The 25,725-nt window shown below is 67.5% G+C and carries 27 protein-coding genes; 21 read left to right on the top strand and 6 right to left on the bottom strand.

What is annotated here, in order from left to right:
* The 7 genes from nadB (at position 1) to paaK (ending at position 6,456) form a co-directional block, all read left to right on the top strand.
* Positions 1–1,623: an L-aspartate oxidase gene (gene nadB, locus MTBSS4_RS16595; protein ID WP_173984512.1), complete on the top strand. Its 1,623-nt coding sequence runs from the start codon at positions 1–3 to the stop codon at positions 1,621–1,623.
* Positions 1,623–2,024: a cyclic nucleotide-binding domain-containing protein gene (locus tag MTBSS4_RS16590; protein ID WP_254432611.1), complete on the top strand. Its 402-nt coding sequence runs from the start codon at positions 1,623–1,625 to the stop codon at positions 2,022–2,024. Before nadB ends, MTBSS4_RS16590 begins: the two co-directional genes overlap by 1 nt.
* Entirely contained in the window at positions 2,021–2,470 is a 450-nt protein-coding gene (locus tag MTBSS4_RS16585) for a hypothetical protein (RefSeq protein WP_254432610.1), read from the top strand. The genes MTBSS4_RS16590 and MTBSS4_RS16585 overlap by 4 nt, the downstream gene beginning before the upstream one ends.
* A 91-nt stretch (positions 2,471–2,561) precedes the next feature.
* Positions 2,562–3,329 carry a DsbA family protein gene (locus MTBSS4_RS16580; RefSeq protein ID WP_173984511.1) on the top strand — a complete coding sequence of 256 codons (768 nt, stop codon included), beginning with the start codon at positions 2,562–2,564 and terminating at the stop codon, positions 3,327–3,329.
* A gap of 87 nt (positions 3,330–3,416) precedes the next feature.
* Complete coding sequence (gene paaI, locus MTBSS4_RS16575) at positions 3,417–3,860, top strand: hydroxyphenylacetyl-CoA thioesterase PaaI (RefSeq protein ID WP_173984510.1); 444 nt, start codon at positions 3,417–3,419, stop codon at positions 3,858–3,860.
* Positions 3,860–5,062, top strand: a complete 1,203-nt coding sequence (gene pcaF, locus MTBSS4_RS16570; protein ID WP_173984606.1) for a 3-oxoadipyl-CoA thiolase — start codon at positions 3,860–3,862, stop codon at positions 5,060–5,062. Before paaI ends, pcaF begins: the two co-directional genes overlap by 1 nt.
* A 65-nt stretch (positions 5,063–5,127) precedes the next feature.
* The gene (paaK, locus tag MTBSS4_RS16565) at positions 5,128–6,456 is read left to right on the top strand and encodes a phenylacetate--CoA ligase PaaK (RefSeq protein WP_173984509.1); all 1,329 of its coding nucleotides are present in this window, start codon (positions 5,128–5,130) and stop codon (positions 6,454–6,456) included.
* 99 nt (positions 6,457–6,555) lie between these two features.
* Here paaK and MTBSS4_RS16560 read toward each other — a convergent pair whose 3' ends face one another.
* From MTBSS4_RS16560 to bioB, 6 genes are all read right to left on the bottom strand, one after another.
* Positions 6,556–7,266 (bottom strand): energy transducer TonB, encoded by a 711-nt coding sequence (locus MTBSS4_RS16560; RefSeq protein WP_173984508.1) that lies wholly within the window; start codon positions 7,264–7,266, stop codon positions 6,556–6,558.
* Positions 7,263–7,745: a TlpA family protein disulfide reductase gene (locus MTBSS4_RS16555; protein ID WP_173984507.1), complete on the bottom strand. Its 483-nt coding sequence runs from the start codon at positions 7,743–7,745 to the stop codon at positions 7,263–7,265. The genes MTBSS4_RS16560 and MTBSS4_RS16555 overlap by 4 nt, the downstream gene beginning before the upstream one ends.
* A complete protein-coding gene (locus MTBSS4_RS16550; protein WP_173984506.1) occupies positions 7,742–8,959 on the bottom strand; it encodes a sialidase family protein in 1,218 nt (405 codons plus the stop codon). Before MTBSS4_RS16550 ends, MTBSS4_RS16555 begins: the two co-directional genes overlap by 4 nt.
* A gap of 2 nt (positions 8,960–8,961) precedes the next feature.
* Positions 8,962–11,067, bottom strand: coding sequence for a TonB-dependent receptor (locus tag MTBSS4_RS16545; RefSeq protein ID WP_173984505.1), 2,106 nt, complete (start codon positions 11,065–11,067; stop codon positions 8,962–8,964).
* Positions 11,068–11,122: 55 nt separating this feature from the next.
* On the bottom strand, positions 11,123–11,533 hold the full coding sequence (locus MTBSS4_RS16540; RefSeq protein ID WP_173984504.1) for a DUF2946 family protein: 411 nt from the start codon (positions 11,531–11,533) through the stop codon (positions 11,123–11,125).
* A gap of 125 nt (positions 11,534–11,658) precedes the next feature.
* The gene (gene bioB / locus MTBSS4_RS16535) at positions 11,659–12,615 is read right to left on the bottom strand and encodes a biotin synthase BioB (RefSeq protein WP_173984605.1); all 957 of its coding nucleotides are present in this window, start codon (positions 12,613–12,615) and stop codon (positions 11,659–11,661) included.
* Positions 12,616–12,732: 117 nt separating this feature from the next.
* On the opposite strand from bioB, the gene MTBSS4_RS16530 reads away from it, so the two are divergent.
* The 14 genes from MTBSS4_RS16530 to MTBSS4_RS16470 all read left to right on the top strand — a co-directional run bounded on the left by MTBSS4_RS16530 (position 12,733) and on the right by MTBSS4_RS16470 (position 25,713).
* Positions 12,733–13,911: an aminotransferase class I/II-fold pyridoxal phosphate-dependent enzyme gene (locus tag MTBSS4_RS16530; RefSeq protein WP_173984503.1), complete on the top strand. Its 1,179-nt coding sequence runs from the start codon at positions 12,733–12,735 to the stop codon at positions 13,909–13,911.
* Positions 13,908–14,549, top strand: coding sequence for an alpha/beta hydrolase (locus MTBSS4_RS16525; protein ID WP_173984502.1), 642 nt, complete (start codon positions 13,908–13,910; stop codon positions 14,547–14,549). The genes MTBSS4_RS16530 and MTBSS4_RS16525 overlap by 4 nt, the downstream gene beginning before the upstream one ends.
* Entirely contained in the window at positions 14,546–15,307 is a 762-nt protein-coding gene (locus tag MTBSS4_RS16520) for a methyltransferase domain-containing protein (protein WP_173984501.1), read from the top strand. Before MTBSS4_RS16525 ends, MTBSS4_RS16520 begins: the two co-directional genes overlap by 4 nt.
* Positions 15,304–15,915: a dethiobiotin synthase gene (gene bioD / locus MTBSS4_RS16515; protein ID WP_173984500.1), complete on the top strand. Its 612-nt coding sequence runs from the start codon at positions 15,304–15,306 to the stop codon at positions 15,913–15,915. Before MTBSS4_RS16520 ends, bioD begins: the two co-directional genes overlap by 4 nt.
* Before the next feature lie 3 nt (positions 15,916–15,918).
* Entirely contained in the window at positions 15,919–17,232 is a 1,314-nt protein-coding gene (bioA, locus tag MTBSS4_RS16510; RefSeq protein WP_173984499.1) for an adenosylmethionine--8-amino-7-oxononanoate transaminase, read from the top strand.
* 180 nt (positions 17,233–17,412) lie between these two features.
* The gene (locus MTBSS4_RS22655) at positions 17,413–17,547 is read left to right on the top strand and encodes a hypothetical protein (protein ID WP_256367420.1); all 135 of its coding nucleotides are present in this window, start codon (positions 17,413–17,415) and stop codon (positions 17,545–17,547) included.
* Between the two features lie 8 nt (positions 17,548–17,555).
* On the top strand, positions 17,556–18,560 hold the full coding sequence (locus tag MTBSS4_RS16505) for an efflux RND transporter periplasmic adaptor subunit (protein ID WP_173984498.1): 1,005 nt from the start codon (positions 17,556–17,558) through the stop codon (positions 18,558–18,560).
* Positions 18,561–18,573: 13 nt separating this feature from the next.
* Positions 18,574–19,821 carry an ABC transporter permease gene (locus MTBSS4_RS16500; RefSeq protein ID WP_173984497.1) on the top strand — a complete coding sequence of 416 codons (1,248 nt, stop codon included), beginning with the start codon at positions 18,574–18,576 and terminating at the stop codon, positions 19,819–19,821.
* Between the two features lie 262 nt (positions 19,822–20,083).
* The gene (locus tag MTBSS4_RS16495) at positions 20,084–20,689 is read left to right on the top strand and encodes a molecular chaperone (protein ID WP_173984496.1); all 606 of its coding nucleotides are present in this window, start codon (positions 20,084–20,086) and stop codon (positions 20,687–20,689) included.
* 14 nt (positions 20,690–20,703) lie between these two features.
* On the top strand, positions 20,704–20,907 hold the full coding sequence (locus MTBSS4_RS16490; protein ID WP_254432609.1) for a hypothetical protein: 204 nt from the start codon (positions 20,704–20,706) through the stop codon (positions 20,905–20,907).
* A gap of 17 nt (positions 20,908–20,924) precedes the next feature.
* Positions 20,925–23,804: a formate dehydrogenase subunit alpha gene (locus MTBSS4_RS16485; RefSeq protein ID WP_173984494.1), complete on the top strand. Its 2,880-nt coding sequence runs from the start codon at positions 20,925–20,927 to the stop codon at positions 23,802–23,804.
* A 4-nt stretch (positions 23,805–23,808) separates the two neighbouring features.
* Positions 23,809–24,435 (top strand): formate dehydrogenase FDH3 subunit beta, encoded by a 627-nt coding sequence (fdh3B, locus tag MTBSS4_RS16480; protein ID WP_173984493.1) that lies wholly within the window; start codon positions 23,809–23,811, stop codon positions 24,433–24,435.
* A 4-nt stretch (positions 24,436–24,439) separates the two neighbouring features.
* On the top strand, positions 24,440–24,718 hold the full coding sequence (locus tag MTBSS4_RS16475; RefSeq protein ID WP_173984492.1) for a hypothetical protein: 279 nt from the start codon (positions 24,440–24,442) through the stop codon (positions 24,716–24,718).
* Positions 24,719–24,732: 14 nt separating this feature from the next.
* Positions 24,733–25,713, top strand: coding sequence for a formate dehydrogenase subunit gamma (locus tag MTBSS4_RS16470; RefSeq protein ID WP_173984491.1), 981 nt, complete (start codon positions 24,733–24,735; stop codon positions 25,711–25,713).
* The last annotated feature ends 12 nt before the right edge of the window (positions 25,714–25,725 follow it).

Genomic DNA, 25,725 nt, shown 5'->3' with positions numbered 1-25,725 from the left:
ATGGGCAAGCCCGTGCGCGATCCCTACGACCTGCTGGTCATCGGTTCCGGCGCCGCCGGCCTGTCGGTGGCGCTCGGCGTGCTGGCCGCCGACCCAGCCGCCCGCGTGGCGGTGCTGGCCAAGAACGACCTGTCGGAAGGCAGCACCCGATACGCCCAGGGCGGCATCGCCGCCGTTCTGGACGCCGCCGATTCCACCGAGGCCCACATCGCCGATACCCTGAACGCCGGGGCCGGCATCTGCGTCGAGCCGGCGGTGCGCGCCGTGGTCGAGGGCGCCCCCGCCGCCATCGCCTGGCTGTTAGAGCACGGCGTCGTTTTCGACCGGGAGGGTGACGACCTGCACCTGACCCGCGAGGGGGGGCATTCCCACCGCCGCATCGTCCATTCCGCCGACGCCACCGGCAAGGCGGTGCAGATGTCGCTGGAAGCCCGCATCCGCGAAAGCGGTGCCGAGCTGTTCGAATTCCACAACGCCATCGACCTGATCCGCGAGAAGCTGCCCAACGGCCGGCCGGGCCGCTGCGTCGGCGCCTACGGGCTGGACCGCCGCGACGGCAGGGTCAAGCTGTTCGCCGCCCGCGCCGTGGTGCTGGCCACCGGCGGCGCGTCAAGGGTCTATCTGTTCTCGTCGAATCCCGACGGCTCCACCGGCGACGGCATCGCCATGGCCTGGCGGGCCGGCTGCCGGGTCGCCAACATGGAGTTCAGCCAGTTCCATCCCACCTGCCTCTATCACCCCAAGGCCAAGTCGTTCCTGGTGACCGAGGCGGTGCGGGGCGAGGGCGGCCTTCTGCTGCGTCCCGACGGCACCCGCTTCATGGACGATTACGATCCCAGGGGCGAACTGGCGCCCCGCGACATCGTCGCCCGCGCCATCGACGACGTGATGAAGCGCCTGGGCTGCGAATGCGTCTTTCTCGACATCAGCCACAAGCCGGCCGACTTCATCAAGGCGCACTTCCCCACCGTCCACGCCGAGGCCCTGAAGTTCGGCATCGACATGACCAGGGAACCGCTGCCGGTGGTGCCGGCGGCTCACTATACCTGCGGCGGCGTGTTGACCGACCTTGCCGGCCGGACCGACGTGGACAATCTCTATGCCGTCGGCGAGGTGGCCTTCACCGGCCTGCACGGCGCCAATCGCATGGCCTCCAATTCGCTGCTGGAATGCCTGGTGGTGGGGGCCGCCTGCGCCCGCGACATCATCGCCCGCCGAGGCACCATCGCCGACATTCCCCAGCTGGCGCCATGGGACGAGACCTGGGTGATCGATTCCGACGAGGAAGTGGTCGTCGCCCACAACTGGGACGAACTGCGCCGCTTCATGTGGGATTACGTGGGCATCGTGCGCTCCACCAAGCGGCTGGAACGGGCCAAGCACCGGGTGCGGCTGCTCAGGGACGAGATCGACGAATATTATGGCAGCTTCCGCGTCACCAACGATCTGCTGGAACTGCGCAACCTGTCGCTGGTGGCCGACCTGATCATCCGCTCGGCCCTGGCCCGCCGCGAAAGCCGGGGCTTGCACTACACCATCGACTTCCCTACTCCCGACGCGGTGGCCCCGCCCCAGAACACCATCCTGGTTCCCAAGAACTTCTCGATCCGTCGGGTGATCTGATGGCCGTCATGGACAACAGCCGCCGCCGCGTCGTCTTCGCCGCCGAATCCGTCATCTTCAAGGAAGGCGAGCCCGGCGACACCGCCTATGTGGTCGAATCCGGCCGGGTCTCCATCTTCAAGACGGTGGCCGGCAAGACCGTTTCCATCGGCGAGGTCGAAGCGGGCGGCATCTTCGGCGAAATGGCGCTGATCGACGACCATCCCCGCATGGCCTCGGCCAAGGCGGTGGAGGAAACCGCCTGCGTCGTCATCGGCAAGGGCCGCCTGTTCGAGCAGATGGACAAGGCCCCCAAGGGTGTTCGGGTGATCGTCAACGCCCTGCTGGGCAACATCCGCGCCATGGGTGCCGAACTGGCCGAGGCCAGCGTCATTCTCTCTCGCGACAAGGACAAGGAATGAAGCCGATGCTGCGCCGCCACGTCATCGCCCTGCTCGCCCTTGCCCTGGCCGCTCCGGCCGCCATCGCCGCCGAATCGAGCGACGCCAAGAAGGAAGAGAAGAAAAAGAAGAACGATGAAAAGAAAAAGGCGTCGCAGCTGCCGATTCCCGCCAAGGGTGAACGCTACATCCGCCTGCCCACCATCGTCCTGGAACTATGGGACAGGGACGGGAATTTCCGCATGTCTTCGGTTGATCTGCTGCTGCTGGTGGCCGAGGACGCCAAGCTGTCCGAAAAGGCCCTGTCCGAGAAGATGAAGCGCACCCTCAACGCCACCCCCTACGAGGAATACATGCGCTCGAACCCCGCCCCCATGATCAAGGCGACCATGCTCGACCTCGCCAGGAAGGAACCCGGCGGCGACAAGATCAAGGACCTGCTGATCAGCAAGATGATCTTCCGCTAGGAAACCAGGCGAAGGCCTGTCCTCTTGCCCCCGGTCGCCGGTTCGGCCAATATGCCGGCACCATGTCATGGTCAGAAGGTCGCCCCAGCAGATGATCGCCAAAACTCTCGCCGCCCTCGCCGTCGCCCTGGGCATCGCGTTCAGCGCCGTTCCCGCCGCCGCTCAGGATGCCGCCCTGACGCCCAAGCAGGCCGAGGCGGTCAAGAAGGTCGTCCGCGAATACCTCATGGAACACCCCGAGGTGCTGGGCGAGGCGCTGGAGGCATTGCGCGAGAAGATGCGCGCCCAGGCCGAATCCGATGCCCGCAAGATGATGGAAGCCCGCAAGGACGAGATCTTCAAGAGCCCCGACGACCCGGTCATCGGCAACCCCAAGGGCGACCTCACCATCGTCGAGTTCTTCGACTACAATTGCGGTTTCTGCAAGCAGGCCTATGATTCCGTGCAGGAGGCGGTGAAGGCCGACGGCAAGGTCAAGGTGGTGCTGAAGGAACTGCCCATCCTGGGGCCGGATTCCATCGTCGCCGCCCGCGTCGCCCTGGTGGCCAAGGCCCAGGGACAGGCCAAGTACGAGGACGTCCACCGCGCCTTCATGAAGTTCCGCGGCCGCCTCGACGAGAAGGCCATCTTCCGCCTGGCCGGCGAGGCCGGACTGAACGTGGAGCAGTTGAAGAAGGATATCAACGGCGCCGACATCGACCGCCAGATCAAGAAGATCTCCGATCTGGCGCGGTCCCTGGAAATCAGCGGCACCCCCACCTTCATCATCGGCGACCGCATCATTTCCAGCGCCCTCGACCAGGCCACCCTGAAGCAGCTGATGGATGCCGCCCGCCGCAGCGCCGCCAACAAGGGCTGATCGCACGCCCCCCTGTCGCAATGCGGAGATTGACGGCCCGCACCTCAATTCGGTATTACAATACCTAATTGAGGTGCGAAGACAGAGATGACAGACCAAGCAAAGTCCCAGCTTCTGGCGGAGCGCGTGTCCGTCGCCATCGGCGAACGCGATACGGCTGCACGCCTTCTTGGAATTTCCGTGGATCAGATCGCTCCCGGCTTCGCCCGCCTGTCCATGACGGTCAGGCCCGACATGCTGAACGGCGCCGGCATCTGCCACGGCGGTCTCAGCTACACCCTCGCCGACACCGCCTTCGCCCACGCCTGCAATTCCCATAACCGCCTGTCGGTGGCGCAATCCTGCTCCATCAGCTATCCCGCCGCCGCCAGGACGGGCGACCACCTCACCGCCGAATGCCGCGAGGTTCTGCGCCAGGGCCGCAGCGGCATCTACGACTGCACCGTCACCAACCAGGATGGAACCGTGGTGGCGCTGTTTCGCGGCCAGTCCCGGACCATTTCCGGCCATCTCGTCGAAGGAAGCGAATGATGTTCGAAGCGCTGATCTGTGATGCCGTCCGCACCCCCGTCGGCCGCTACGGCGGCGTCCTCTCGGGCGTGCGCACCGACGACCTTGCCGCCCACCCCATCAAGGCGCTGATGGCCCGCCATGCCGGCCTGGACTGGAACCTGCTGGACGAGCTGGTCTACGGCTGCGCCAACCAGGCCGGCGAGGACAACCGCAACGTCGCCCGCATGGCGGTGCTGCTGGCCGGCCTGCCCATCGAGGTCGGGGCCACCACCTTGAACCGCCTGTGCGGCTCGGGCATGGACGCGGTGGGCTACGCCGCCCGCGCCATCATGACCGGCGAGGCCGGCATGATGATCGCCGGCGGCGTCGAAAGCATGAGCCGGGCCCCCTTCGTCATCCCCAAGGGCGATTCCGCCTTTTCCCGCGACGCCCGCATCTACGACACCACCATCGGCTGGCGCTTCGTCAACGCCCGGATCGAAAAGCAGTACGGCATTGATTCGATGCCCGAGACCGCCGAAAACGTCGCCGCCGAGTTCAACATCTCGCGCGAGGATCAGGACCGCTTCGCCCTGGCCAGCCAGGCCAAGGCCTCGGCCGCCCAGGCCAACGGCCGTCTCGCCCAGGAAATCGCCCCGGTCGAGATTCCCGGCCGCAAGGGCGAGGTGACGGTGGTCGACAGGGATGAACACCCCCGCGCCACCACCATCGAGGCGCTGGCCAAGCTGAAGGCGCCGTTCCGCGCCGGCGGCTCCATCACCGCCGGCAACGCCAGCGGCGTCAACGACGGCGCCTGCTCGGTGCTGCTGGCGTCACGCCAGATGGCCGAAAAGCAGGGACTGACCCCCATGGCCCGCGTCGTCGGCATGGCCACCGCCGGGGTGCCGCCGCGCATCATGGGCATCGGGCCGGTTCCCGCCAGCCGCAAGCTGCTCGACCGTCTCGGCCTGACCATAGCCGACATGGACGTGATCGAGTTCAACGAGGCCTTCGCCGCCCAGGCGCTGGCCTGCACCCGCCAGCTTGGCCTCGCCGACGACGATTCCCGCGTCAACCCCAATGGCGGCGCCATCGCGCTGGGCCATCCGCTGGGCATGACCGGGGCGCGGCTGATCGCCACCGCCGCCTTCCAATTGCGCCAGACCGGAGCCAAGCGCGCCCTGGCCTCCATGTGCATCGGCGTCGGCCAGGGCATCGCCATGGTCATCGAGAGCGTGTAGAAGCAACCGTAATCTTGTCCGGCGAAGGCCCCGTCAGAGGGTCTCGCCCCTTCGGGAGGAACCCCATGTCCAATTCCGCCAGTCGCCGTCTTCCCCCGTCCAAGGACCTGCTCGATCCGATCGAGTACGCCAGCCGGGACGAGATCGCCGCGCTGCAAACCAGCCGCATGAAGTGGTCGCTGACCCACGCTTACAACAATGTCGAGCACTACCGGAAGAAGTGCCAGGACAAGGGCGTCCATCCCGACGACTTCAAGGACCTGAAGGACCTCGCCAGGTTCCCCTTCACCACCAAGTCGGACCTGCGCGACACCTATCCCTTCGGCATGTTCGCGGTGCCCATGGACGACGTAGTCCGCGTTCACGCCTCGTCCGGCACCACCGGCAAGCCCACCGTGGTCGGCTATACCCAGAACGACATCAACATGTGGGCCGACGTCATGGCCCGCTCGATCCGCGCCGCCGGCGGGCGGCGCAAGGACAAGTGCCACATCTCGTACGGCTACGGCCTGTTCACCGGCGGCCTGGGCGCCCATTACGGCGCCGAGCGCCTGGGCTGCGCCGTGATCCCCATGTCGGGCGGCCAGACCGAGAAGCAGATTCAGCTGATCCAGGACTTCCGGCCCGAACTGATCATGGTGACGCCCAGCTACATGCTGGCCATCGCCGACGAGATGGACCGCCTGGGGGTCGACACCAGGACCTGCTCGCTGGAGGTGGGCATCTTCGGGGCCGAGCCGTGGACCGGCGCCATGCGCGAGGAAATCGAGGCCCGCATGGGGATCGAGGCGGTGGACATCTACGGCCTGTCCGAGGTGATCGGCCCCGGCGTCGCCTGCGAATGCGTCGAGACCAAGGACGGCCTGCACATCTGGGAAGACCACTTCTATCCCGAGATCATCGACCCCCATACCGGCGAGGTGCTGCCCGACGGCTCCATGGGCGAACTGGTGTTCACCAGCCTGTCCAAGGAAGCGCTGCCCATCATCCGCTACCGCACCCGCGACCTGACCCAGCTGATGCCGGGCACGGCGCGTTCCATGCGCCGCATGGGCAAGATCACCGGCCGATCCGACGACATGCTGATCATCCGCGGCGTCAACGTGTTCCCGACCCAGATCGAGGAGCTGATCCTGAAGGATTTCCGCCTCGCCCCCCATTACCAGTTGGAAGTGACCCGCGACGGGCACCTGGACTCGGTGGCGGTGAATGTGGAAATGCGGTCCGACCAGCCCTACAGCGATGACGCCGCCGCCACCGCCGCCAAGGATCTGACCCACCACATCAAGAGTTATATCGGCATCAGCACCAAGGTCTCGGTCCTGCCCCCCAACGCCATCGAACGGTCCATGGGCAAGGCCAAGCGCGTCATCGACAAGCGCCCCAAGGCGTAGCGGGGCCGGCAAGCCCCCCTCCCCCGCTCAAGGTTTCGATGCCGGGGGAGACTTGCGCCGATGCCCGACGACGCCGGTTCGTCGGGTATCGGGTCGGCCTCAGGATTCCGTCAGCGAGAAGCGAATGGGAATCTCGACCGAGGCGACGGTGTCGCGGCCATCCTTGCGGGCCGGGCGGAAGTGCCAGCGGCGCACCGCCTCGACCGCCGAATCATCCAAGATGGCGTGGCCCGACCCCCGCTTGACCGCGACCGTGTCGACACAGCCCAGTTCGTTGACCTCGACCACCAGAAGCACCAGCCCTTCCCACCCCCGCTGACGCGCCATGCGCGGATAAAGGGGACGCGGCGTTTCCAGCGCCAGCGGCGGCGTCCGAGGGGCCGCCGAGGCGACCGCGGCCGGAGCGGCGGCGGCCGGGGGCGCGGTGTTCTCGACGGAAGCGACGGCCTCGGCCGGGACGGCGGCCTCCGCCGGAACGGATGCGGCCGGGAGAGCGGGAGACGGCCTGGGAGCAGCCGCCCGAACCGGCCGGGGAGGCGCTGCGGCCGGAATCGGGGCCGGAGGCCGGATGTCGGGCGGCGGCGGTTCGACGCGGGCCGGTTCCGGGACCGGCGGCGGCGGGGGCGGCGGCTCGGGCGCGGCGAACACCACCTCGACGGTCCGGCTTTCCTCCAGCGACGGCGCCGCCACCGGCCAGGTGACCAGGGCGGCCGCCACCAGCCCATGCAGGACCAGGGCCACCATCATGCCCCGGTTCATGTCGGACGGGGTGGAACAGGGTAGAGCCCGCCAGATTTCGGTGGCGCTCATGGGCGGCCTCCACCCTGGCGCCCCAGCCAATCCGCCAGAACCGAAGGCGTCAGCGAGCCGACCAGGGTCCGGCCGTCGCCATGACGGTCGATCAGGCGGGTCATGGGCAGCTCGCCCTGCCAGGTCCCGTCGACCTCGAAGCGCAGGCGCTGGACGAAATCGTCGGCGAAGGCCCAGCTTGCCACGTCCGACAGGCCGGCGCGGGCCAAGGTCCGTTCCAGCCGGGCGGTGTCCTCGATGGAATCGGTGGCGACCATCACCAGCGTCATCTCGGGATGACGCCGGCGCAGTTCCCGCCACACCGGCAATTCCGCCAGACAGGGAGCGCAGGTCAGCGACCAGAAATGCACCACCAGCGGCCGACCGGCATGAGCCTGAACCATGGCCGACCACGATCCCTTGACGAAGGGGCGGGTCTCGGCGGCGGCCGGGACGGCCGCCAGCATCAGGGCGAGAATCAGCGCCGCCAGCCGGGTCATGGCGCCGGCTCCAGCGCCGTCAGCCGCCAGCCCTCGGCCCGGGTGAGCCACGACAGGAACGCCCGCCGCCCGTCCGAGACCAGAACCGGCCGGTCGGAATTGTTCCGCGTGGCGGCGATCTCGCGCGGCGGGCTCCAGCTGACGCCGGCATCGTCGGAATGCTGCGCCATGACCCGCGAGACTTCGCCGTCGAACTCCCGCCAGGCTAGATGGAGACGGGCGCCCAGGGCCAGCAGCTGGGGATGGGACGGCGACCGGTCGGCGCGGCCGATGGGGCGAGGCTCGCCGAATTGGGATTCGGCCGAGGCGGCGCGAGCCAGGAACAGCCCCTTGCGATTGCCGCCGGCGGTATACCACGCGGCATGGGCGGAACCGTCGGCCGCCACCGCCAGCGCCGGACCGTGATGGGGACAGGCGTCGATGCGCCAGTCGTCCTCGGACAACCGCCGCAACGGGCCGGGACTGTCCCGGCCGGTGAAGCTCATCACCGCATGGTCGCGGATATTGGGGGCGAACAGGTGGCGCCAGACCAGAACCGGCCTGCCGTGGCGGTCGATGGCCATGGCGATGCGGCAGCATTCGCACGAGGAATGCTGGGCGGCCCCCTCGAAGACGAAGCTGTCGCCGCCATCGTCGGACCACGCCATCGCCAGCGCGGCCCCGCGATAGGACTGCCCCGCCGCCTTGGCCGCCGCCAGGCCGCGCTTGTCGATCCAGGCCAGGTAGAGCCGGTCAGATTCCCCCACCCCCAGGACGGGAAAGCGCTGGCTGGTGGGGTCCGAGGCGACCTTGCGGGGCGGAGCGAAGCCCAGCCCGCCATCATCCGACCGGCTCAGCATCACGGTGCCGCTGAACGCGACCTCCTTGCGCAGGGCATAGGCGACGAACACCCGGCCCCGGCTGTCGGCGGCGATGGCGGGGCGGGCGTCGCCGGATTCGTCGATGGCTTCGACGGCGGCGTTGACCGCGACCGCGGGGCCGAGGCTGGCGCCCCGATCGGTGGAGCGGGCCACCATCACCCGCCCGCCCGCCGACCAGACCAGCACCAGGGTACCATCGCCAAGAAAGACCGGACTGGCCTGCTTGGCGCAGGCGAGGCCGGTTTCGCCCGGGGGACAGGCCGGAGGTGCCGGAGCGTCGTGCCGGTGCTGCGCCCCGGCGGGGGCGCTGGCCAGCGCCAGCAAAACAATCAGGAACGGACGGATGATGGTCATGGTCAGAACCTCGCGGTCAGGCCGCCGTAGAAGGTGCGCGGCAGGCCGGGGGCGAATTCCTCCCTGCTGCCGTACTGGGCGACGGTGGCCCAGCGGGTGTCGGCGATGTTCATGACGCGCCCGAACACCTCCAGCCCGTCGGTCACCTTGTACGAGGCGCGCAGGTTGAACAGGTGATGGCCCTCATAGGTATGGGTGTTGGCGTCATTCATCTTGTACGGCCCGATGCGGGTCCATTCCGCCTCCGCCCTGAGACCCGGAACGAATTTGGGCGTCCAGGTGATCTGGGCGTTGCTGACCACGTTGGGCGCGGTGGGAATCTCGTTGCCGCTGTACGAGGTCGAGGCGGCGGTGAACCAGCGCCGGTAGGTATGCTTGGAATACGAGGTGTTGCCGCCGACATGCCATTCCGGCAGGACCTGCCAGCCGGCCGCCAGTTCGATGCCGCGATGCAGCGTCTTGCCGTTGTTGGACTGACGGGGAGTGCCGTCGGTGGCGGTGGTGGACAGGATGTCGTTCTGCTTCAGCATGTAATAGGTGCTGATCTCGTAGCTGAACGGCCCCTTGTCCGGTCCCTTGACGCCGATCTCGTAGGTGTTGACCGTCACCGGCTTCAACTGGGTCGAATTGGGGTCGCGGCCCGAACGGAACATGTCGCTTTCGCCGGGCGTGCGGAACGAATGCTTGTAGCGGCCGAACACATTGGCCTCGGGCACGATGGAATAGGTGGCGCCCAGGCTGGGACTGAGATGGCTGAAATAGCGGGTGTCGTCCTCGGGACGATAGAAGGTCCGGGTGGTGGTGCTGCTGACCCGGGTGCTGAACGATCCCGATTGCATATGGTTGTCGTAGTCGAAGCTGATGATGTCGAAGCGCAGGCCGCCTTCCAGCCGCAGCCTGGCGATGGGCGAGGTCTCGGCATGGATGTAGGGCGAAATCTGGGTGTAGTCGACGGTGTAGTTGTAGATCTTGCCGGTGGTGCTGTAGCCGGTGAAGTATTCGCCGTTCTTGAACGGCATGATGCGATCCTCGACATGGATGCCGTGGCTGTAGTCGAAATCGGTGCCGACGATCAGACGGGTGCGCCACGGATCGAAATCGCGACGGTACTTGGCTTGCAATCCGATGGAATCGTGGCCGGTCAGCGAGATGACCGGGTCGCTTGACAACTGGAACGACGGATTCATTTCCATGCGGTTGGAGCGGACATAGGGGGTCAGGCTGATCAGCGAGGCGCCGATTTCCTGCTCGTAAGCCAGCGAGGCCCGCATGGACTGCACATTGCGGTAACCGATGGAGTGGTAGTTGTTGGTGGGGTTGTTCTCGTAGTCGCTCTTGTGGAGACGGGCATTGGCGCCGGTCTGCATCTCGACGTTGGACCCGGTGACGATCCCCTTCAGGCTGGCGCCGTTGGGCAGCCAGCCGTCGACCCGCAACGTGGCGCTTTGCCGGTCATAGCCGGTATGGTCGCGCCAGCCGTCGGTGTGGGTGACGTTGAGGTCGCCGCGAGCGCCGATATTGCCCCAGGTGTTGCTGGCGGTGGCCAGCAGGCGGTTCCAGGCATAGGACCCGGTCTCGGCGGTGACCCTGGCCTCGGGCTTGTCCGACGGCGCGTTGGTCAACACGTTGAACACCGCGCCGATGGCGTCCGACCCCTGGAGGGCGGAACCGGGGCCGCGCACGATCTCGATGCCGCCGGCCTGGGGCAGGTTGACCTCGAACAGGGCGTTATGATTGAAGAATCCGGGCGCCCGCGTCGGGATGCCGTCCTCCATGAACAGATAGACCGGCGCGGTGCCGATGGGATGGCGGATGCCGGTGGTGTGGCCTTCGCCGTTGGTCACCATGATGGCGGCGCCCGGCACCCGGGTCATCATCTCCATGGGGTGGGCCGGCTTGGTCTCGGCGATGGTGTCCTTGCCGATGACGGTGACCGCCGCCGGGGTTTCCGACCTCAACTCGCCCTCGCGAGTGCCGGTGACGGTCATCTCGTGCATCTGGACGGCCTGCTCGTCGGCCCAGGCCTGGGACGCGGCGGCGGGCAGCAGCGCCATGGCGCAGCACCCGGCCAGCAGCCGCGCGCGGCCGCCGTATTGAATGAAAGGCATCGGTATATCCTCTTGCGTGAAACGGACTATCGGCCGGAATCCGGCCATGACGGCGTTACACGGAAGAGGGAGGACCTCGCGGGTCGGGACGGGCGGCCAGGGGATGAGGCGGAACCGCCTCGTCCACCGTGACCGGCAGGATGGCCGGCACCGCCGACAGCACGACGGGAACCGGCGGCGACGCCTTGGCGGAAACGTGGAGACCGGCGCTGGAAACCTGGCAGAGCGGACATTTCAGGCGCGGCTCGGCGGCGGGACCGGCGGGAGCCTCGGGGCCGGAATGGCAGATGGAGGCGTCGATAAAGCCAAGACCGCCGGCGGCGGCGGCACGAACCGATTCGGCATAGGCCACCGCGCCCAGCAGGTTGACCGCCAGGGCCAGCACGCACAGCAGGGACGCCAGCAGCCGCCAGCCACCGGCGGCGGAAAAGGGCGTCCAGGGTGCTCGGGCAGCCTTATGAAGCATCTCTCTGGTATCAATCCGGCCAAGCTGGGAGGGATCACCCTCCGACGCCGCGAAACCTAGCATCGGTAAAGGGGCAAGCGCCAGCCGTCTTTTCAGGGCCGGCCATCGTCGCCCCGCCCGCAGGCTCACATGGGCGACAGGCCAAGGCGGCCGAACAGGCTCTTGTCCTGGTTGGGGGCGGCGTTCCTGGCGGTCAGCAGCTTTTCGCCGCAGAACACCGAATTGGCGCCGGCGAAGAAGCAGAGCGCCTGCATCTCCTCGCTCATGCCCTCGCGGCCGGCCGACAGGCGGACGAACGATCTGGGCATGATGATGCGGGCCACCGCGATGGTGCGGATGAAGTCGAAGGAATCGGGGCGGGGCGAATCGGCCAGCGGCGTTCCCTGGATGGGAATCAACAGGTTGATGGGAACGCTGTCGGGATGCTTGGGCATGTTGGCGAGCGTCATCAGCATCCTGGCGCGGTCGGTGCGGCCCTCGCCCAGGCCGATGATGCCGCCGGAACAGACATGCAGGCCGACGTCGCGCACCACCTCCAGGGTATCGAGACGATCCTGGAAGGTCCGGGTGGAGATGACCTCGGGATAGTGCTCGGGGCTGGTGTCGATGTTGTGGTTGTAGTAGTCGAGGCCGGCGTCCTTCAGGCGGCTCGCCTGCCACTTGTCCAGCAGGCCGAAGGTGGCGCAGGTCTCCATGCCCAGCGCCTTGACCCCCTCGATCATGGCGACGGCGACCTCGAAATCATCGCCCTTGGGGCCGCGCCAGGCGGCGCCCATGCAGAAACGGCTCGCCCCGTCCTCCTTGGCCTTGGCGGCGGCGGCGACCACTTCCTCGACCGCCAGCAGCTTTTCCTTTTCCAGGCCGCTGGCGTAGTGGGCGCTTTGCGGGCAGTACGAGCAATCCTCGGGGCAGGCGCCGGTCTTGATGGAGATCAGCCGCGACACCTGTATCCGGTTGGGATCGAAGTTGGCGCGGTGGATGGTGTGGGACCGGAACAGCAGGTCGTTGAAGGGAAGCGCGAACAGCGCCTCGACCTCGTCCTGGGTCCAATCGTGGCGAAGTTCCTGGTCGCTCGCCGCCATCTTCACTGCCTGAGCCGTCACGGGCCGATCCCTTTTGATGCATTCGGGGGTCGGCAATGTAGTGCCGCGCAACGCCTCTTTGCAACAGGAGCGAAAACCCTCTATGACGAAGCCGAGATGGACGGACTGAACGACACCGTTGAACGCTTTCTGGCCGGCCTGGATCAGGCCGGGCGCCGCCGCTGCCTGCGTCCGCTGGAGCACCTGCCGGGCGGGCGGGTGCGCATCCATGGGCACGAGCTGATCAACTTCTCCTCCAACGACTATCTGGGGCTGTCCCGCCATCCGGTGGTGGTCGAGCGGGCGGCGCGCTGGGCGCGGGAATTCGGCGCCGGCAGCGGCGCCTCGCAACTGGTCACCGGCCATTCCATCGCCCTGGCCGCCATCGAGGGCAAGATCGCCCGCGCCAAGCAGGCGGAGGCGGCGCTGGTGCTGTCCAGCGGCTGGCAATGCAACGCCTCCGTGCTGCCGGCCCTGCTGGACCGGGATTTGTGGGGGGACGAGCCGGTGGTCCTGGCCGACCGGCTGATCCACGCCAGCCTGCATGCCGGCCTGAAACTGGCCGGCGGCCGCGTCCTGCGCTATCGCCACGACGACCTTGATCACCTGGAATCCCTGCTGAAAGGCAATGCCGGGCGCAAGGGGCCGCGCGTCATCGTCAGCGAAACGGTGTTCAGCATGGATGGCGACGCTACCGACGTGGCGGCGCTGGCGGCGCTGGCCAGACGCTGGAACGCCATGCTCTATCTCGACGAAGCCCATGCCACCGGCGTTCTGGGGGAAACCGGCTTCGGCCTCACCCCCGGCCATGGAATCGACATCGCCATGGGAACCTTTTCCAAGGGGTTGGGCGGTTTCGGCGCCTATGTGGCCTGCCCGGCGCCGTTGCGCCACTACCTGATCAACCGGGCGTCGGGTCTGGTCTACGCCACCGCCCTGCCGCCGTCGGTGCTGGGCGCCATCGACGCCGCCATCGACCTGGTGCCGACCATGATGGCCGAACGCACCCGCCTGCAACTGATGGCGACGGGACTGCGCAAGCGCCTACAGGCCCACGGCCTGGACACCGGCCGCTCCGCCACCCAGATCGTGCCGCTGATCCTGGGCGATGAACGCCGCACCCTGGCGGTGGCGCGGGCGCTGGAGGATCGCGGCATCCTCGGCGTCGCCATCCGGCCGCCGACGGTGCCGCCGGGAACCAGCCGCATCCGCTTCGCCCTGTCGGCCGCCCATTCCGCCGCCGACATCGACCTGCTGGTCCAGGCGGTGCTGGAGGCGGTGGAGGCCAATCCATGACCAGGCCGGGACTGCTGCTGGTGCATGGCTGGGGCTTCGCGCCGGCTTTCTGGGGCGAATTGCTGCTGCGCCTGCCCGATTTCGACGCCGATTGCGTCGATATGGGATTTTATGGCGAGCGCCGGGTGCCGCGGATGTCGCGGCCGCTGGTGGTGACCCATTCCATGGGCCTGCCCTGGGCCCTGGCCAACATTCCCCGGCCATGGTCCGGATTGCTGGCGGTGAATTCCTTCGCCCGCTTCACCCGCGCCCAGCATTTCATCGAGGGGGTGGCGCCCCGCATGGTCGAGCGGATGCTAAGCCGGTTCGAATCCGATCCGCACGGCGTCGCTGCCGAATTCCTTGGCCGTTGCGGCGTGTTCGAGCCCGACACCTCGGGCATCGATCCGGCCCCCCTGGCCGAAGCGCTGGCCTGGCTGGGCAAGTGCGACGAACGCACCAGCCTGATGATGCTGGGATGTCCGCGCATGGCCCTGGCCGGCCGCAATGACCCCATCGTTCCCGAAGTCATGAGCCTGGCCAGTTTCCTGCCGGGTGAACTGGTTCTGGCCGAAGGCGGCGGCCACCTGCTGCCGCTGACCCATCCCGATTGGGTGGCGTCCTGCCTGCGCCTGCTGACCGCCAGGGTCGCTCCATGAGCCGGCGCAAGCAGCGGATCGGGGCGGCGTTCTCGGCCGCGGCCGGAACCTACGACACCGCCGCCCTGGCCCAGATTCACGCCGCCGATCTGCTGGCCGGACGGCTGCCCGGGCCACCCCTGGAGGGGCGGATACTGGAGCTGGGCTGCGGTACCGGCCTGTTCACCCGCCGCCTGCTGGAGCGCCTGGACGCCCAGGCCCGCCTGCTCGCCACCGATCTCAGCCCCAGGATGGTCGAGCGGGCGCGGGCCGGCCTCGGCGACCCCCGCCTCGGCTTCGTCGTGCTGGACGCCGAAGCGCCGGAGCCGGCCGGCGGGCCGTTCGACCTGATCGCCTCGTCCCTGGCGGCGCAATGGTTCGCCGACCTGCCCGCCACCCTGGCGCGGCTGGCCGCAATGCTGCGACCGGGAGGAACCCTGCTGATCGCCACCCTGGGGGCCGGCACCTTCGCCGAATGGCGCGCCGCCCATGCCGCCCTCGGGCTGCGCTCCGGCGTGGCCGACTATCCCGACGCCGGCCGACTGGCCGCCATGCTTGCGGGGGCAACGGTCGAGTCCGAGCGCTTCGCCATCACCCACGCCGACGCCAGGGCCTTCCTGCGCTCGCTCGACGCGGTGGGGGCCGGCACGCCCCGCCCGGGCCATCGGCCGTTGCCGGCCGGAACCCTGCGGCGCATCATGGCGTCGCTGGGACGGCCGTGTTCCATCACCTGGGAGGTTCTGATCCTGTCCATGACCAAGAAAGGAAACGGAAGGTGAGGGGCGTGTTCGTCACCGGTACCGATACCGGCGTGGGCAAGACCCTGGTGGCGGCCTGGCTGGCCCTCAACTGGCGCGCCGATTATTGGAAGCCGATCCAGACCGGCGCCGCCGAGGACAGCGATTCCGACACGGTGGCGCGTCTCGCCCCACTGGCCGTGATTCATCCACCGGCGATCCTGCTTCAGGCGCCGCTGTCGCCGCACGAGGCCGCCCGGCGCGAACGGACGCGCATCGACCTGTCCGCCCTGGAACCGCCGGCGACCCAGACGCCGCTGGTGGTGGAAGGGGCCGGCGGCGTGATGGTGCCCATCAACGAACTGGCGCTGATGGTCGACCTGATGGCCCGGCTGCGCCTGTCGGCGGTGGTGGTGGCGCGCAGCGGCCTCGGCACCATCAACCATACCCTGATGACCCTGGAAATCCTGCGCCGCCGCCATGTGCCGGTGCTGGGCGTGGTGATGAACGGCCAGCGCAATCCCGCCAACCGCCAGGCCATAGAGCATTTCGGCGGCGCCCCGGTCCTGGCCGAGATCCAGCCGCTGCCGGCGCTGACCCAATCGGTGCTGGCCAGCCTGCCGCCCCCCGCCTTCTCCTGTCCTGGATGAGCCATGACCCTGTCCTACGACCAGCTTCGCGAGCTTGACGCCCGCCATGTGTGGCACCCCTTCACCCAGGCCGCCACCGCCAGCCCGCCCATCCTGGCCCTGGGCGGCCGGGGGGCGACCATCTACGGCGCCGACGGCCGCGAATACCTGGATATGGTGTCGTCGTGGTGGGTGAACCTGCACGGTCACGGCCACCCCGCCATCGCCCAGGCCATCGCCGATCAGGCCATGCGGCTGGAACAGGTGATCTTCGCCGACTTCACCCACGAACCGGCGGCGCGGCTGGCCCAGCGGGTGACCAGCCTGTTGCCCGGCGACCTCGACCGGGTGTTCTATTCCGACGACGGCTCCACCGCCGTCGAGGTTGCGCTGAAGCTGGCACACCAGTACTGGCGCAACCGGGGACAGCATCGCGGCATTATCGTCGCCTTCGAGGGCGGCTATCACGGCGATACGGTGGGGGCCATGTCGGCCGGCCAGTCCTCGGGATATTTCGAGGCATGGCGGGAAATGCTGTTTCCGGTCAAGACGGTGCCGTTTCCCGCCACCTGGGACGACGATCCCGACGTCGACACCAAGGAACGGGAGGCGCTGGAAGCGCTGGACCTGATCTTCGCCAGCCATCCCGACCATGTGGCGGCGGTGATCATCGAGCCCCTGATCCAGGGCGCCGCCGGCATGCGCATGTGCCGCCCGCAATTCCTCAGAGCGCTGGAGGAACGGGTGCGCGGCAACGAGTCCTTGCTGATCGCCGACGAGATCATGACCGGCTTCGGCCGCACCGGCGCGGTGTTCGCCTGCGTCAAGGCCGGCATCACCCCCGATCTGGTCTGCCTGTCCAAGGGGCTGACCGGCGGCTTCCTGCCGCTGTCCATGACGGTGGCGCGCGAGGCCATCTACGCCGAATTCCTAGGCCCGGACCTGACGCGCGCATTTCTGCACGGCCATTCCTACACCGCCAATCCGCTGGGCTGTGCCGCCGGCCTCGCCTCACTCGACCTGTTGCAGGCTCCCGACTGCCTGCCGCGCATTCAGGCCATCGAGACGCTGCACCGCGCCCGGCTGGACCGTCTCCGCCCGCGCCGCAACGTGGCCCGGACGCGGTTGTGTGGTACCATCGCCGCCCTCGACGTCACCGGTGGCGACGAGGGCTATGGCGCCGCAATCGGCGCCCGGCTGAAGCGGGAATTCCTGGCGCGCGGCCTGCTGCTGCGGCCACTGGGCAACGTGCTCTACCTGCTGCCGCCCTACTGCACCACCGAGGCCGAGTTGAACCGTGCCTGGGATACGGTGGAAGAGATGCTGGAGACCATATGATGCCGCCCGTCGAATAGCCGTTTTCCGCCTCCTGGCACTCTGATCCACACGGATGGTTCACCCCCCGCGAACGATCTGCATGGTGAATCAGAGCGCCATCTCAATACGTTGCGGGCCGATTCACCTTCCGAAAGGATCGGACCACTAGTGGACCAAGACCAGAAACCGGAGCCTCCGACCATGTCCGATTCCGATAGCCGCCCCCCGCAGGATTCCCAATCGTCCATCACCCCCAGCCACCGCCGTTCACCCCTGCTGATCGGCGCCTTCATCGCCGCCACCGTTCTGTTGCTCGTCCTGCTGTCGGCGCGGTGACCGGTCCCGTGAACCGCCTTGTTGCCCGCCTCCCCCTGATCGTGGCGGTTCTCGCCCTGGCCGGCGGCGGAGCGTGGCTGTGGCGGGCCAACGGCGCCACCGAGGTCGTCATGGTCGCCGTCCGCCAGGGACCGGCGGTGGAAGCCATCTACGCCACCGGCACGGTCGAGGCGGAGAAATGGGCCAGGATCGCGCCGGTGGTGCCGGGGCGCATCGCCGAGATTCTCGCCTTTGAGGGCGACAGCGTCAGGGAGGGACAGCCACTGGCCCGGCTCGACGACCGCGAGGCCCGCGCCAAGATCTCGGAGCTGGAGGCCAAGGCCGCCTATTGGCGCGAGGAAGTGAACCGTTCCCGCGCCCTGGCCGAACGCGGCATCCGCAGCAAGGAGGCGGAGGAGAAATCCAGGAGCGAGTACAATCAGGTTATCGCCGCCATCAGCGCGGCGCGCCAGCGCCGCACCGACCTAGTGGTGACCTCGCCCCTGGACGGCGTGGTGCTGCGCCGCGACGGCGAGATCGGCGAACTGGCCGAAATGAAGGACGTGCTGTTCTGGGTCGGAGCGCCCCGGCCGCTGCGCGTCACCGCCGAGGTGGACGAAGAAGACATCGCCCGCGTCCGGGTCGGCCAGACGGTGCTGATCAAGGCCGACGCCTTCACGGACCGGGTGCTGGAGGCCAGGGTGGACCGCATCACCCCCAAGGGCGATCCCATCAACAAGACCTTCCGGGTCCGGGTGGCGCTGCCCGACGACACGCCGCTGCTGGTGGGCATGACCGCCGAGATCAACATCATCACCCGCGAGACGGCCGACGCCCTGCTGGTGCCGGCCAGCGCCCTGCTGGACGGCATGGTGCTGACGGCGGAAGACGGGACGGTGGCGGCGATCCCGGTCAGGACCGGCATTCGCGGCCGGACCATGGTCGAAGTGTCCGACGGGCTTGCCGCCGGCCGGATGATTATCGCGGCGCCACCGGCCGGGCTCAAGGTCGGCGACCGCGTCCGGCCGAAATAAGGAGAGACCCGGCATGGCCCTGCCGCTCGGTCTCGACATCGCGGTTCAGCATCTGCTGCACCGCCGCCGCCAGACGCTGGTGTCGCTGCTGGGCGTATCGCTGGGCGTGGCGTTCTTCATCGGCATATCGGCCATGATGCAGGGGTTCCAGCGCGACTTCATCGCCCGCATCATCGACGTCCAGCCCCATGTCATCGTCAAGGACGAGGTCCGCACCGCCCCCCGGCAGCCGGTGGAGCGGGTGTTCGGGGACGGTGCGGTGGCGCTGGCCGGCATCAAGCCCAGGACCGAGACCCGAGGCATCAGGGGGGCCCGCAACATGCTGGCCACCCTGGAGGAAATGGACGGAATCCACGTCGCCCCGGTGCTGTCGGGCAACCTGCTGCTGCGTTTCGGCAACAAGGACCTGTCGGTCAACGTCACCGGCATCGACCCGGTGCGCGAGCGCAAGGTGACCCATATCGAGAAGGACTTGCTGTCGGGCACCCTGGATTCGCTCTACACCACCTCGAACGCCATCATCATCGGCGACGGTGTCGCCAAGAAGGGCGGCATTCGCCAGGGCGACCTGATCTCGGCGGTGTCGCCGGCCGGCGTGGTGCTCAAGATGAAGGTGGTGGGAATCTTCTCCAGCGGCATCACCCTGATCGACAATTTCGACACCTATGTCCTGCTGAAGAAGGCGCAGGTGCTGCAAAACCGCCCCAACGTCATCAACCGCATCAATATCCGCCTGGACGACGTCGAGCAGGCGGCGCCGCTGGCCGCCCTGATCGAGCGCCAGTTCGGCTACCGCTCCGAACCGTGGCAGGAGCAGTCGCGCAACGTGCTGGGCATCTTCGTCATCCAGAACGCCATCATGTATTCAACGGTCAGCGCCATCCTGATCGTCGCCTGCTTCGGCATCTTCAATGTCATCTCCACCGTGGTGTTCGAGAAGACCCGGGATATCGGCATCCTGAAATCCATGGGATTTCGCGACAAGGACGTCCGGCGCATCTTCGTCATGGAAGGACTGATCGTCGGCCTGATCGGCACCCTGATCGGCTGGGCCATGGGCTGGGGGCTGATCGAATTCATGGCTTCGCTGGATTTCGAGATGGAGGGATTCGTCAAGGCCCAGGGGTTCATCCTCTACCGCACGCCGCGCCACTACATCATCAGCGCCGCCATGGCCATCGTCTCGGCCACCCTGGCGGCCTGGGTGCCGGCGCGCCGCGCCTCGCGCCTCAATCCCGTCGATATCGTCAGGGGCAGCTAGCGCCAGTCCGCCTCCTGCAAGATTATGCATTTAATTCGTCGCAATCGTAAAATTCAGAAATAAAAACACATTAAAGTTAATTGCTGGTTTTTGATAATATAATATTGCATGGCAGCATAAGGCAACTTGCCACCGACTTATCCATTGGACCATCAGTACTCTGTCAGACTTGACTGGTCAGACCAATGAGAGGATGATTGTCTCGCCGCCGCCCCAGCGCGGCCAAGGATTCGGCGACAGACCCGAACCGACGGGAGACACAATGCAGGCGTTGTCCGCTCACGACACCGTTGCCGAGGAAGATTTTCTGCGGGCCCGTTTCTATGGCCTGCTCGCCTCGCTGCTGGTGGCGCCGCCTTCCCCGGAACTGCTGGCCCGGCTGGCCGCCATGACGCCGGATTCCACGCCGCTGGGCCTCGCCCTGGGCGGGCTGGCCAGGGCCGCCGCCGAGGCCGACCCCGCCATGGTGTCCGACGAATACGACGCCCTGTTCATCGGCGTCACCGGCGGCGAACTGACGCCGTTCGCCTCCTGGTACCTGACCGGCTTCCTGCATGAAAAGCCGCTGGCCGAGCTGCGCGACGCCATGGCGCGGTTGGGAATCGAGCCCTCGCCGGGCATTTCCGAGCCCGAGGATCACGCCGCCTCGCTGCTGGAAATGATGCAGGGCCTCATCACCGGCCTGTTCGGCGAGCCACTACCCCTCGCCGCGCAAAAGGATTTTTTCGACGCCCATCTGGGATCGTGGCTGCCTCGCTTCCTCCTCGATCTGGAAAAGGCCGATTCCGCCAGGTTCTACCGGGCGGTGGGCGCGGTCGGGCGCGTGTTTGTCGATATCGAAACCCAGGCCTTCGCCATGCTGGATTGACCATGGAGTCTCCGATGACCGAACGATCCGACGCATCCAACCTCGACCGCCGCGGCTTCCTGCGCGGCCTCGGCCTGACCGCCGGAGCCGGAGCGGCCGCCGCCGCCGGCATCGGCGCCGCCACGGCCGACGCCCAGACGCCGGCCGCCCCCCGCCAGGAGGCCGGCTACCGCGAAACCGACCATGTCCGCCGCGCCTACGAGGCCGCCGGCTTCTGAGAACCGGAGAATTCGCCATGCTGATCAAGAAGCGTGAGGGCCAGGCTTCGCAAAGCCGCCTTTCGGAGACCCTGGCCTCGGTGGCCGGCGGCGCCGTTGATCGTCGCGCCTTTCTCAAGCGCTCGGGCCTGGCCGTCGGCGGCGGCGCCCTGGCCGCCGGCATGTCGGCCGGCACGGTGCGCAAGGCCGGGGCGGCCCCCGCCCCCTCGGACCCCAAGGCCGAGATCAAGCGTTCGATCTGCACCCACTGCTCGGTCGGCTGCACCGTCAACGCCGAAGTGGTCAACGGCGTCTGGGTCGGGCAGGAACCGGCCTTCGACAGCCCGCTGAACCTGGGCGGCCATTGCGCCAAGGGCGCGGCGGTGCGCGAGCACGCCCACGGCGACCGCCGGCTGAAATATCCCATGAAGCTGGAAGGCGGCAAGTACAAGCGCATCAGCTGGCAGCAGGCCATCGACGAGGTCGGCGACCGCCTCCTCAAGATCCGCGAGACATCCGGCCCCGATTCCGTCTACTGGCTGGGCTCGGCCAAGTTCTCGAACGAGCAGGCCTACCTGCTGCGCAAGTTCGCCGCCCTGTGGGGCACCAACAACGTCGACCATCAGGCCCGCATCTGCCATTCCACCACCGTCGCCGGCGTCGCCCAGACCTGGGGCTACGGCGCCATGACCAATTCCTACAACGACATCCACAATTCCAAGGCGATGTTCTTCATCGGCTCCAACGCAGCCGAGGCCCATCCGGTCGCCATGCTGCACATCTTGAAGGCGAAGGAGCAGAACAAGGCGCCGCTGATCGTCTGCGATCCCCGCTTCACCCGCACCGCCGCCCACGCGGACGAATTCGTCCGCATGCGGTCGGGCACCGACGTGCCGCTGATCTGGGGCATCCTGTGGCACATCTTCGAGAACGGCTGGGAGGACAAGGAATTCATCCGGACCCGCGTCTGGGGCATGGATCAGGCCAGGGCCGAGGTCGCCAAGTGGACGCCGGAGGAAACCGAGCGCGTCACCGGCGTTCCCGGCGCCCAGGTCAAGCGCGTCGCCCAGCTTCTCGCCAACAACCGTCCCGGCACGGTGGTGTGGTGCATGGGCGGCACCCAGCACACGGTGGGCAACAACAACGTCCGCGCCTACTGCATCTTGCAACTGGCGCTGGGCAACATGGGCGTAGCCGGCGGCGGCACCAACATCTTCCGCGGCCACGACAACGTCCAGGGCGCCACCGACATGGGGCTCGACGTCGCCACCCTGCCCGCCTATTACGGCCTCGCCGCCCCGGCCTGGAAGCACTGGTCGCGGGTATGGGGGCTGGATTACGAATGGGTCAAGGCCCGCTTCAAGACGCCCGAGCTGATGGAGGCGCCCGGCATCCCGGTATCGCGCTGGTATGACGGCGTCAACGAGGCCAAGGAGAACGTCGCCCAGCCCGACACCATCAAGGCCATGATCTACTGGGGCCACGCCCCCAATTCCCAGGTCCGCCAGCCCGAGTTGAAGAAGGCGATGGAAAAGCTGGACACCCTGGTGATCATCGACCCCTACCCCACCGTCTCGGCGGTGCTGCACGACCGCACCGACGGCGTCTATCTGCTGCCGGCCGCCACCCAGTTCGAGGTGGACGGCTCGCGCACCGCGTCGAACCGGTCGATCCAGTGGAGCGAGCGGGTGATCAAGCCCATGTTCGAGTGCAAGTCCGACCACGAGATCATGTACCTGTTCGCCCGGAAATTCGGCTATGCCGCCGAATTGTTCAAGAACATCAAGGTCAACGGCACGGACCCGTTGCCCGAGGACATCCTGCGCGAAATCAACCTCGGCGCCTGGACCATCGCCTATACCGGGCAAAGCCCCGAGCGGCTGAAGCTGCACATGGCCAACCAGCACACCTTCGACAAGACCACGCTGCGCGCCGTCGGCGGGCCGTGCGACGGCGATTACTACGGCCTGCCGTGGCCATGCTGGGGCAATGCCGGCGCCAAGCATCCCGGCACTCCCAACCTGTACGACACATCCAAGCATGTGAAGGACGGCGGCCTCAACTTCCGCGCCCTGTTCCCCGAATACAAGGGCGAGAGCCTGCTGGCGGTCGATTCGTTCCCCATGGGCTCGGAACTGCCGTCGGGGCATCCCGGAATCACCTTCGGCATGCTGAAGAAGCTGGGCTTCGAGGGCGACTTCACGCCCGAGGAACTGGCGATGATCCGCAAGATCGGCGGCGACAATCCCGATGGCGTCGCCTGGACCATCGACATGTCGGGCGGCATCCAGCGCGTCGCCGTCAAGCACGGCATCGCCCCGTTCGGCAACGGCAAGGCCCGCGCCGTGGTGTGGAACTTCCCCGACCCGGTTCCCATCCACCGCGAACCGCTGTACACGCCGCGCCGCGATCTGGTCGAGAAATATCCCACCTACGCCGACAAGAAGATGATGCGGCTGCCCTTCCTCTACAAGTCGATCCAGGACAAGGACGTCTCCAAGGACTTCCCCATCATCCTGACCTCGGGACGCCTGGTGGAGTTCGAGGGCGGCGGCGACGAGACCCGGTCCAATCCGTGGCTGGCCGAGTTGCAGCCCGACATGTTCGTCGAGGTCAATCCCTTCGACGCCAACAATGCCGGCATCCGCCCCGGCGAGGATTGCTGGGTGTTCGGCCCCGAGGGCGGCAAGGTCAAGGTCAAGGCCAAGGTCACCGAACGGGTCGGCCGTGGCGTCGCCTTCATGCCGTTCCACTTCGGCGGCCGTTTCCAGGGCAAGGACCTCAGGTCGAAATACCCCGAGGGCGCCGACCCCATCGTTCTGGGCGAGAGCACCAACACCGCCCAGACCTACGGCTACGACGCGGTGACCGCCATGCAGGAAACCAAGACCACCCTTTGCCGCATTGAAAAGGCGTAAGACCATGGCCCGCATGAAATTCCTCTGCGACGCCGAACGCTGCATCCATTGCAGCGGCTGCGTCACCGCCTGCAAGAACGAGCACGAGGTGCCGTGGGGCATCAACCGCCGCCGCGTCGTCACCCTGAACGACGGCAAGCCGGGACAGCGGTCACTGTCGGTGGCCTGCATGCACTGCTCGGACGCCCCATGCATGGCCGTCTGTCCGGTGGACTGCTTCTACCAGACCGGCGACGGCATCGTGCTGCACAACAAGGATCTGTGCATCGGCTGCGGCTATTGCCTGTACGCCTGTCCGTTCGGAGCGCCGCAATACCCCTCGACCTCCAATTTCGGCGGCCGCGGCAAGATGGACAAATGCACCTTCTGCGCCGGAGGTCCCGAGGCCGACAATTCCAAGGCGGAATTGGAGAAGTACGGCCGCAACCGCATCGCCGAGGGCAAGCTGCCGCTCTGCGCCGAGATGTGCGCCACCAAGGCACTGCTGGCCGGCGATGGCGACATGGTGTCGACCATCTACCGCGAACGGGTGATGGCGCGCGGCTTCGGATCGGGCGCCGCCGGCTGGGGCCACGCCTATCGCGACCAGGAACGGACCCGCGAACGGAAAGGCGCCGGCGCGAAGGAGTAAGGCCATGAGCAACGGAGGAGGCGCCGTCGCCGCCATCCTGGGACTTGTCCTGCTTTCCGGCTGCGTCGCCGAGGAGCGCGCCCGTGCCGTCCGCCTGGACAAGGGCGGCTATGCCGGAACGACAGCCGATCAGGCCGTTTCCGACGCCACCCGCGAGGCCCTGCGCCAGCGCGTGGCGCCCCAGGCCGAGGGGGCGGGCAAGGTCATGGTATCGGCGGACGCGGCGGTCATGCCCACCGGCGACGCCGCCGCGTCCGGCCGCATCGCCGGCCAGAAATTCTGAGGTGGAGGAACGCCATGCGCTGGACCACACTCCTCGCCGCCCTGCTGGTCACCCTGGCCTGCTGGAGCGTTCCGGCGGCAGCGGCCACCAATGACGGAGCCGTCACCACCTCGGCCGGCTCGGATCAGGTGATCACCACCGATACCTGGCGGGCGATCCGCCAGGGCGAGGCCGGCTTCATCGCCGGCCAGCCGGACCAGCGCGGCCAGTTGATCCAGTCCGAGGGCGAGGCGTGGCGCTCCGCCCGCAACGGCGTGCTGGCGTGGTATGCCGGTCTCGCCCTGGTGGGTGTCACCCTGGCCATCGCCGCCTTCTACCTGATCCGCGGCAAGATCCGCATCGACGGCGGTCCGTCGGGCAAGACCATCCTGCGCTTCACCAGGATCGAGCGCATGGGCCACTGGCTGACCGCCGGCTCATTCATCGTATTGGGGCTGACCGGCCTCAACATGCTGTTCGGCCGCTGGCTGCTGGAACCGGTTCTCGGCAAGGCGCTGTTCGCGTGGCTGACCTGGGCCGGCAAGTGGCTGCACAATATCGGCGGCTTCGTCTTCATCGCCGGCATGGCCATGATCTTCGTGCTGTGGGCCAGGGACAACCTGTGGGATCGCTATGACGGCGGCTGGATCGCCCATGGCGGCGGCCTGCTGAGGAAAGGCGACCACCCGCCGGCCGCCAAGTTCAATTTCGGCCAGAAGACCCAGTTCTGGATGGTGATCGTGGTGGGAACCCTGGTGGCCTCCACCGGCATCAGCCTGCTGTTCCCCTTCACCTTCGCCGATCTGGCCGGCATGCAGCTCATGCACCTGATTCACGCCGGTCTGGCGGTGGTGATGGTGCTGTTCATCCTGGGCCACATCTATATCGGCACCATCGGCATGGAAGGGGCCAGCACCGCCGTCACCACCGGCCACGTCGATCTGAACTGGGCGCGCGAGCACCACTCGGTCTGGGCGGCCGAGGAAGAGGCCAAGTCGGCCAAGCCGGCGGAGTAGGCAGGTCGCCCC

The sequence above is a fragment of the Magnetospirillum sp. SS-4 genome (assembly GCF_902729425.1).
Classification (GTDB): Bacteria; Pseudomonadota; Alphaproteobacteria; order Rhodospirillales; family Magnetospirillaceae; genus Phaeospirillum.
This window is presented reverse-complemented; position numbering and strand designations above follow the sequence as displayed.